Origin of the sequence: Corynebacterium sp. ACRPJ, from assembly GCF_022347345.1 — a bacterium.
GTDB lineage: Bacteria > Actinomycetota > Actinomycetes > Mycobacteriales > Mycobacteriaceae > Corynebacterium > Corynebacterium tuberculostearicum_D.
In genome coordinates this window covers 1-8,744 of the sequence record NZ_JAKRNC010000026.1, presented here as the reverse complement: position 1 = coordinate 8,744, position 8,744 = coordinate 1, and the positions used below count along the sequence as shown (strand labels likewise).

At 59.1% G+C, this 8,744-nt stretch carries 7 protein-coding genes and 1 tRNA gene; 4 read left to right on the top strand and 4 right to left on the bottom strand.

Translation table 11 applies throughout. From position 1 onward, the window contains the following. The first annotated feature begins 15 nt into the window (after positions 1 to 15). Complete coding sequence (locus MHY08_RS11410; protein ID WP_370658804.1) at positions 16 to 1,311, top strand: IS1249 family transposase; 1,296 nt, start codon at positions 16 to 18, stop codon at positions 1,309 to 1,311. Positions 1,312 to 1,466: 155 nt separating this feature from the next. Here the strand turns inward: MHY08_RS11410 and MHY08_RS11405 are convergent. Then, a tRNA-Val gene (locus tag MHY08_RS11405) sits at positions 1,467 to 1,539 on the bottom strand. A 68-nt stretch (positions 1,540 to 1,607) separates the two neighbouring features. Beyond that, a complete protein-coding gene (locus MHY08_RS11400; RefSeq protein ID WP_005324380.1) occupies positions 1,608 to 2,006 on the bottom strand; it encodes a DUF3052 domain-containing protein in 399 nt (132 codons plus the stop codon). A 337-nt stretch (positions 2,007 to 2,343) separates the two neighbouring features. Here MHY08_RS11400 and aceE point away from each other — a divergent pair, with 337 nt between their 5' ends. Beyond that, entirely contained in the window at positions 2,344 to 5,091 is a 2,748-nt protein-coding gene (gene aceE, locus MHY08_RS11395) for a pyruvate dehydrogenase (acetyl-transferring), homodimeric type (protein ID WP_239236760.1), read from the top strand. A gap of 111 nt (positions 5,092 to 5,202) precedes the next feature. Here aceE and MHY08_RS11390 read toward each other — a convergent pair whose 3' ends face one another. Next, positions 5,203 to 6,201, bottom strand: a complete 999-nt coding sequence (locus MHY08_RS11390; protein WP_239236758.1) for an alpha/beta fold hydrolase — start codon at positions 6,199 to 6,201, stop codon at positions 5,203 to 5,205. 27 nt (positions 6,202 to 6,228) lie between these two features. Here MHY08_RS11390 and MHY08_RS11385 point away from each other — a divergent pair, with 27 nt between their 5' ends. Continuing rightward, positions 6,229 to 6,522, top strand: coding sequence for an acyl carrier protein (locus MHY08_RS11385; protein ID WP_200435400.1), 294 nt, complete (start codon positions 6,229 to 6,231; stop codon positions 6,520 to 6,522). Next, positions 6,519 to 7,304, top strand: coding sequence for an HAD-IIA family hydrolase (locus tag MHY08_RS11380; RefSeq protein WP_239236756.1), 786 nt, complete (start codon positions 6,519 to 6,521; stop codon positions 7,302 to 7,304). Before MHY08_RS11385 ends, MHY08_RS11380 begins: the two co-directional genes overlap by 4 nt. Before the next feature lie 79 nt (positions 7,305 to 7,383). Here the strand turns inward: MHY08_RS11380 and MHY08_RS11375 are convergent, their stop codons facing one another. Further along, complete coding sequence (locus tag MHY08_RS11375) at positions 7,384 to 7,794, bottom strand: hypothetical protein (protein WP_239236754.1); 411 nt, start codon at positions 7,792 to 7,794, stop codon at positions 7,384 to 7,386. Positions 7,795 to 8,744: the final 950 nt, after the last annotated feature.

Genomic DNA, 8,744 nt, shown 5'->3' with positions numbered 1-8,744 from the left:
CTTCTTTTCAATCGCATCAATCTTGGCCTTATCGGCCGGATCTCGTCTCGCCACAGTAGTCATTCTGGCTTATCTCCTTATGCGGGATCGGTTCCCACACACAAACCATCAGACACTCTCAATCATCCTCGATGCCCCGTCTGCGGCAGGGCATGCACGAAACACGGAAAAACGAGTGCTGGGCGCCAACGATGGCGATGCCGCACCTGCAAGGCCACCTTCACCCGCGTGAATAACGATGCCGTGCAAGCCAAATGGTTCCGCCTGTTCATTTCCTGGCTCACCTCCAGCAACAGCCTGGAAGAAACGGCTAAAACCTGCGGTGTTTCACCACGAACTTTGCAACGACGCTTCACACCGTTCTGGCTTATCCAACCACCCCGAAGCGTTGATAGGCAGCGAATCTACGACCAAATCTTCATCGACGGCACCTACTTCAACACCAAATGCCTTGTTGTAGCTGCCGACTCCAGCCATGTCATCAATTGGTTCTGGTGCACGAAAGAATCCTCCTGGTCCTACATGCGCCTGCTCGACCCGCTAGCCCCACCACAATTGGTTACCTGCGATGGCGATGCCGGAGGGCTTAAAGCACTACACCAGCTGTGGCCTCATACCCCGGTTCAACGCTGCATTGTCCACGTCAAACGCAATATTCAACGCGCCACCGGCCTTTATCCCACTTCCGCTATGGGCAAAGCATTACAACGACTTTCCTTTGAACTACTCGCCGTTGACAACCTGGATAAAGCAGCCGAATGGACCGTAAAACTACAACAGTTCGGCACCGTATTTAGCACCCAGCTCAAAGCCAGAACCTACGTCAAAGACGTCCCCTTCGACCAGATTCCAAAAGCCAAACGCCGCAACAAAAAATGGTGGTACACCCACTACACCCACCGCGGAATCTACTTGCAGCTAAAGAAAATGAGCCAACAAGGCCACCTCTTTGCCTACCTCACCAAAGCTAAACAAGACCAACGATTGGAACGCACGACCAACAAGCTAGAAGGCGGGGTGAACTCACAAATAAAGAACCTCATGCACGCCCACCGAGGACTGCACGACGAACAACAACGCATCGCCTGCGACTGGTGGCTATACCTCCACACGCAACTGCCTGACGACCCTGTAGAGATCGCCAGGCAGCAAAACTGGGGCCAGGACGCACTCGCCAAAGCACAAACCCTAGCCAACCAAGAAAAACAAGCCACCAGCGGCCACGAAGACGGCCGACCAGCAACCTACGACAGTGCCATCGACACTGCCTACAACCACTCTATGGGAATACGCAAAGGCCACATACGCTAAACCCCACCAACACAAAATGTCGTTTAGCCCGACACGCCGCAAAACAACACATTCTGTCGTTTAGGCCGTCGTTTAGGCCTTAACCCTGTCGTGGCGTTGTCGTGGGTATATGAAAGAGCCCCTTTCCGATTTCTCGAAAAGGGGCTCTGACCTTGTGCGGCCTGAGGGGATCGAACCCCCGACCTATTGGGTGTAAACCAATTGCTCTTCCAGCTGAGCTAAAGCCGCATGCGCTCTTGCGCTGTTAGAAACAGTAGCGCAGGTTGCTAAAGCAACACAAATCGGCAGGTAAAGCCCTACTTCTTGGTGTAGCCGCGCTGCACCAAGCACGAGCCTTGCCACTCGCCTAGGCGCTCCGCCTTGGTCTGCACTAGGCCTGCCAGCTGAGCGGACTCAGAGATGAGCCCAGGCTCTACGGTTCCTGGCTTGCCGGCACCTGGGGTAAGCAGCCAGACTGCACCGTTATCGGCCAGCGGGCGGCTCGCGTCCACCAGTCCATCCACAAGGTCGCCGTCTTCTTCGCGCCACCAAAGAAGGACTACATCGCACAGCTCGTCATTTTCTTCTTCCAAGAAGTCATCGCCGAGCACGGCCTCGATCGATTCAGAGATTGCGGTATCGCAATCCTCGTCCCAACCAAGCTCCAGGGCGATTTGCCCTTCCTTGATTCCGAGCTTGACTGCAGCGTCAGCCACTATGCATTTCCTTCCTATTTTAGTGAATGTCTGGTCCGCGTATCGCCCGCATCCTGCGGGTAAATCGCGGCTTAATAGAAGCATTTTAACGTCCACCGGCCCCTTTTACCCGCCTAAGGGCCGCAATTCCCCCATTTTGCAGGCCCTGCCACCAACGCAGCTGGCTCCACAGAGTTAGCAAACTACCCTCTTTTACCCCAACAAACTTTGCAAAGGTACTGGTTATGGCAATGTAACGTACCGCACGTCCCCTTAAGTCGGACTTCACAACGACTGTGGATCTGTGAGCGCGTATCCTAGTAGGCAAACTGTGCAGACCCTTAAATAGGAGGTTTAAATGGCCGAGAAGGACGCCCACCAGGGCGACTCCAACTTCCCCCTCATCCGCGACGGCGTTGCATCGTATCTTCACGATAATGATCCAGAAGAGACCCGCGAGTGGATGGACTCCCTCGATGGTCTGCTGGACCACTCCGATCCGGAGCGCGCACGCTACTTGATGCTGCGCCTGCTCGAGCGCGCTACTGCGAAGCGCGTTGAGGTGCCGTCGTTGACGTCTACGGACTTCGTCAACACCATCCCCACCACCATGGAGCCGGAGTTCCCGGGTGATGAGGAGCTGGAAAAGCGCTACCGCCGCTGGATCCGCTGGAACGCAGCCATCATGGTGCACCGCGCACAGCGCCCAGGCATTGGCGTGGGCGGCCACATCTCCACCTACGCAGGCGCTGCCCCACTGTATGAGGTCGGCCTGAACCACTTCTTCAAGGGCAAGGACGATCCTTCGGGCGGCGACCAGGTCTTCTTCCAGGGCCACGCTTCCCCAGGCATGTACGCGCGCGCATACATGGAAGGCCGCCTGACCGAAAAGGATCTGGATAGCTTCCGCCAAGAGGTCTCCCGCGGTGAGGGCGAGGGCCTGCCGTCCTACCCGCACCCGCGTCTGATGCCATGGTTCTGGGAATTCCCCACCGTGTCCATGGGCTTGGGCCCGATTAACGCTATCTACCAGGCACGCTTTAATAAGTACCTGGAGACCCGCGGCATCAAGGACACCTCCAAGCAGCACGTATGGGCTTTCTTGGGCGATGGCGAGATGGACGAGCCAGAATCCCGCGGTTTGCTGCAGATCGCATCCCTCTACGAGCTGGATAACCTCACCTTCGTGGTCAACTGCAACCTGCAGCGCCTTGACGGCCCGGTTCGCGGCAATACCCAGATCATCCAGGAGCTGGAGTCTTTCTTCCGCGGTGCTGGCTGGGAGGTCATCAAGGTTATTTGGGGCCGCGGCTGGGATAAGCTGCTGGAAAAGGACACCGAGGGTGCCCTGGTCAACGTCATGAACACCACCTCCGATGGTGACTACCAGACCTTCAAGGCCAACGACGGCGCCTATGTGCGCGAGCACTTCTTCGGCCGCGATGAGCGCACGGCCAAGTTGGTGGAGGACATGTCCGATGATGAGATTTGGGCACTGCGCCGCGGCGGCCACGATTACCGCAAGGTCTACGCCGCCTATGCTCGCGCGCTGGAGAACAAGGGCACCGGCAAGCCAACCGTCATCCTGGCGCACACCATTAAGGGCTACGGCCTGGGCCACAACTTCGAGGGCCGCAACGCCACCCACCAGATGAAGAAGCTCACCTTGGATGACCTGAAGCGCTTCCGCGATAAGCAGGAGATTCCGTTCTCCGATGCGGAGCTGGAAAAGGATCCATACCTGCCGCCGTACTACCACCCGGGCAAGGATTCCCCGGAGATCAAGTACATGCTGGAGCGTCGTAAAGAGCTCGGCGGCTTCCTGCCGGAGCGCCGTGAGGACTTCACCCCGCTCGAGGCACCTGCGCTGGATAAGCTGCGCTCCGTGCGCAAGGGCTCCGGCAAGCAGGAAGTAGCTACCACCATGGCCCTGGTGCGCACCTTCAAGGAGATCATGCGCAACAAGGAGCTGGGCAAGCGCGTTGTGCCGATCATTCCGGACGAGGCCCGCACCTTCGGCATGGACTCCTGGTTCCCCACCATGAAGATCTGGAACCCGCGCGGCCAGAACTACGTGCCGGTTGACCATGACTTGATGCTTTCTTACCGCGAGGCCACCGACGGCCAGATCATGCACGAGGGCATTTCTGAGGCCGGCGCCGCTGCCTCCTTCACCGCGGCAGCAACGTCCTACGCCACCCAGGGCGAGGCCATGATTCCGCTGTACATCTTCTACTCGATGTTCGGCTTCCAGCGCACCGGCGATGCCTTCTGGGCGGCCGGTGACCAGATGGGCCGCGGCTTCATTATCGGCGCTACCGCCGGCCGCACCACCCTGACCGGTGAGGGTCTGCAGCACATGGACGGCCACTCCCCTGTCCTGGCCGCTACCAACCCGGCCGTGGTTTCTTATGACCCGGCCTTCGGCTACGAGGTGGCGCACCTGGTCACCCGCGGTATTGAGCGCATGTACGGCGAGAACAACGAGGCCGTCATGTACTACCTCACCGTCTACAACGAGCCGGTGCACCAGCCGGCCGAGCCGGAGGACTTGGACGTGGAGGGCCTGCACAAGGGCATTTACCACTTCAACACCGCTGAGGGCGGCTCCATTGCCGCCAATATCTTGGCTTCCGGCGTGGGCGTGCACGAGGCGCTGCGCGCGCAGCAGCTGCTTGCCGACGACTTCGATGTCAAGGCCTCCATCTTCTCCGTCACCTCCTGGAACGAGCTGGCCCGCGACGGTGCCCGCCGTAACAAGGAGGCCCTGCGCAAGGGCGAGGAGCCGACCGAGGCATTTGCTACCTCCCAGCTCAAGGGCTACGAGGGTCCGTTCGTTGGCGTCTCTGACTTCACCACCGAGCTGCAGGAGCAGATCCGCCCGTACGTCCCGGGTACCTACATCACCTTGGGCGCGGATGGCTTCGGCTTCTCTGATACTCGCGAGGGCGCACGCCGCTACTTCAACATCGATGCCGAGTCCATCGTCGTCGCCGTACTCGATGGCCTGGCTCGCGAGGGCAAGATTGAGCGCTCCGTTGTGGAGAAGGCAGCCAAGGATCTCAAGCTGGATGATCCGACCGCTACCACCCACATCGAGGACTAACCCCCGCATTGGTGCGGGCTAGACCCCGCGCCAATGCGCTAAAAAAGGCGCCGCCGGCTTCCCGCCGCGGCGCCTTTTGTGTGCCTCGAGAGGCTCTATCGAGCAGCCTGCCTATATCGCGTCGAGGACGCGGCCGAGGGCCGCGGAGATGGCCTCAGGGTCTTCGAGAATCACCATGTGCCCGGAGCCTTCCACCGTTTGCAGGCTCGCGGCGGGCCAATTCTCACAGAGCACTTCGGATTGCGAACGCGGGGTCACGATATCGGCGGTGCCCACCACTACCTCACCGTGGAGTTTTGCCAGCCGTTCTGCGGCACCATACTCGGCGTGATCCAAAAGGTCATCGAAGAAGCCGGAGTAGGAGGCCAAAGGGGTATCGAGAAGCATGGCAACGTGGAACTGCAGCTTCTCCATCTGGGGAAAGCCGGCGAGAGTCACGGCAAAAAGCGGGGCAATAAAGCGGGCAAGTTCAAAGCGGGCACTATCGACGCGGCCGGGCAGGCGCAGGCACAGACGGTAGAGCGCGTGCAGGGACTTGGACTGCAAGATCTGGGCTACGCCCTTGGCCGCAAAGCGACGCATTGAAGTAGAAATCAGCAACGCGCCCTTGATGCGCTCATACACCTCGGCCGGCGCACGGCGGATGAGGTTCAAGGCAACCATGCCGCCCAGGGAATGGCCCACGATGACCAAGTTGCCTCGGGGAGCGCGCTCGCGGATGACGGCTAGGACGTCGTCGGCAGCCGCGTCAATGGTGCACTCTCCTGGGGCGACCGTGGAGGATTGCCCATGCCCACGCAGGTCCACCAACAGTGCGCGGGCATTGCGGTCGCGCAGGTAATTGGCCTGGTCATAATAGGCTTCTGCGGACAGGCAATAACCGTGGATGAAGACCACCGTCACCGGGGCATCCTCTTGGCCAATTTCATACCAGGCGATGTCTAGGCCATCGTGGTCCACTGTGCCGGACGCGCTGATGTGGGTAAGGCCGGGCTCGGTAGAGGGATCATGCAATCCGCCATAGAGCTTTTCTAGCTCGGCGCGGTGCGAGGGGCGCAGGCGCTTGAGCCAACTACGCGCCACAACGGAAGAACGTTTTCTCAATGCCATAACGGGATCAATACTAGACTGGTGGGCATGGCAAACGACCTCAGTGCCCAATTGCAGGCAAAGTTCAATGCGAGTGCGCCGGACAAGGAGCCGGAGCGAGATACTCTCGGCCAGCTCATCGCACTCATCCACAAGGTCACCGGGACCGAGGAAGACTTGGGCCGCGAGACCCGCCTGAAAGATATCGGCGTGGAGTCGCTCGATCTGGTGGAGCTCACCGTGCGCGCGGAAGAGGCCTTCCAGGTGCGTTTTTCTGAGGAAACGATGCTCAACAGCGAAACCATCGGCGATATCGCCGAGTATGTGGAGGATCACCAATGATTTCTTATCTATCAGACATGGACGGCGTGCTCATCAAAGAAGGTGAGATGATCCCTGGCGCCGATGAATTTATCCAGGCACTCAAAGACAATGACATCGAGTACATGGTGCTGACCAATAACTCCATGTCTACGCCGCGGGACCTATCTGCACGCCTGCGCAATACCGGTCTGGATATCCCTGCAGAGCGCATCTGGACCTCCGCTACCGCTACCGCGAACTTTCTTTCCAGCCAGGTAAGTTCCAGCAAGGCCTATGTAGTGGGCGAATCCGGCTTGACCACCGCCATGCACGAGGCGGGCTGGATCCTCACCAACGATGACCCGGACTTCGTTGTACTTGGCGAGACCCGCACTTACTCCTTTGAGGCGATTACCACCGCCATTAACCTCATCCGCAATGGTGCACGCTTTATTGCCACCAACCCGGATGTCACCGGCCCCGCCCCCACGGGCGTACTTCCGGCTACGGGCGCCGTGGCTGCGCTCATTACCGCCGCCACCAACCGCGAGCCTTATTACGTGGGCAAGCCCAACCCGGTCATGATGCGTTCGGCGCTGAATAATATCGGCGCCCACTCGGAGGAGACGATCATGATTGGTGACCGCATGGATACCGACGTGAAGGCGGGCCTTGAGGCCGGCATGCGCACGGTACTGGTGCGCTCCGGCATTTCCGATGACCACGAGATTTCCCGCTACCCGTACCGCCCGTCAGCCGTGCTGAAGTCCGTGGCCGAGCTGCCAGACAAGATCCTGGATCCTTTCGCAGAGGCGGAATAGTTCTTTCCTAATCGCACCATCCGGCGGCAGAAGCAAAGGGGTTGGCCAGCAACAGCTGGTCCAACCCCTTTCGTGCCTTCTACGGCAGGCGCACGGCAGCACTAAAGCCGTGGCGCTGCGCGAGGTAGCGCACGACGCAATCAAGCGCGTCCAGCTCCTCGCGGGAGCCGGTAAGCACCTGGTGGCAGCCAATGCCGCTGCCCGCGTTGGCGCAGGCGCTCCCGCCTTGGGCAAGCGCCGCTACGGAAAGCCCATCCCGGAACCAACGAGTGCACCACTGAGCGGTCAGTGGGTCATCGCCCGGAATGATAAATTCCGACTCGGTACGGATGCACCGATCCATGGCGTGTTCAATCTCCGAGCGCAGCTTGCGCGGCATCCCGGAAATCTTAAGCACACCAGTGACCACGGTGGCGCCGCCGTTGACGGAGGGCCACGTGGAGGTGGAGGCCGGCTGTTCAACCGGCGCAGGGTTAACGCACGTATTCATAGCCGATTCTCCCTCGACATAGATCACCACCGCACGAGGCCTGCCGGCCCGGCGCGATGCAAGACGAGCTTCGTCTTCCCCAACGAACTGTCTGATGCGTCTGCTCACAATTTTCCTGCGTCACACCCCTCCCTACAACCCTCAACTTTCACTTCAACCCCCATTCGCTAAACCTCAACCCTAGGTACAGACTGGGGCTAAAGTTGCAGGTGAAACCAATGTTATAAATGTGAAATTTGGAGTTTGCTGAGAAAATTCTTTCCTGCCGCTGCGGCAGTAAACAGAAGCCCTGCTCACGCGCAGGAACGCGCAACTAGGCCCACACGCTACCGCCGCTCTTGCGCTCACGCCGGTCTTCCGCGCCGGATGGCCCCATTTCGCACAAAATTCCCCAACTTCTCCCCGCCCCGCGGGGGAGCCTTCCACCACTCCACTCCCCATTACGTTGTTGGCAGTTCCGCTTGAAGGGGCCCAGGATTCGTACTCCTAGCCCCATGCTGGGGCAGGTTATGTTTATCTGCGTTCCTTCTGCCTTGTGGCAGTGGAACTAGTCGCTGGCTTCGGTATGGCTTGTTTTCGTCCCTGTCTGAAAATGATCCGGGGGGTGATGCCACCGAAGGCAGTGACATACTCCAGACTGCTAATAGGAACCTGACCCGCACAGAATGTGCGAAGTCTCAAAGTAATGTGGATGCCAGCGTGAAGTATGTCCGACCACCAGCGATGAAATAAGTCCCATACTCATTCAATTCGCTAGGAGGTCTAGCATGACCTACGACTATGTCATCGGCATGGACGTCGGTAAATATTTTCACCACGCTTGCGTCTTGAGCGTGTCAAGTTGTTTGTGTGTGGGGCTGGGTTTATAGGTATTTGTCGAAGCGGTCGGGGTAGGCCACGGCCATTTGGTTGATGGCTTGTTTCCAGCCGGATACTCGGGCTCCTTCCAT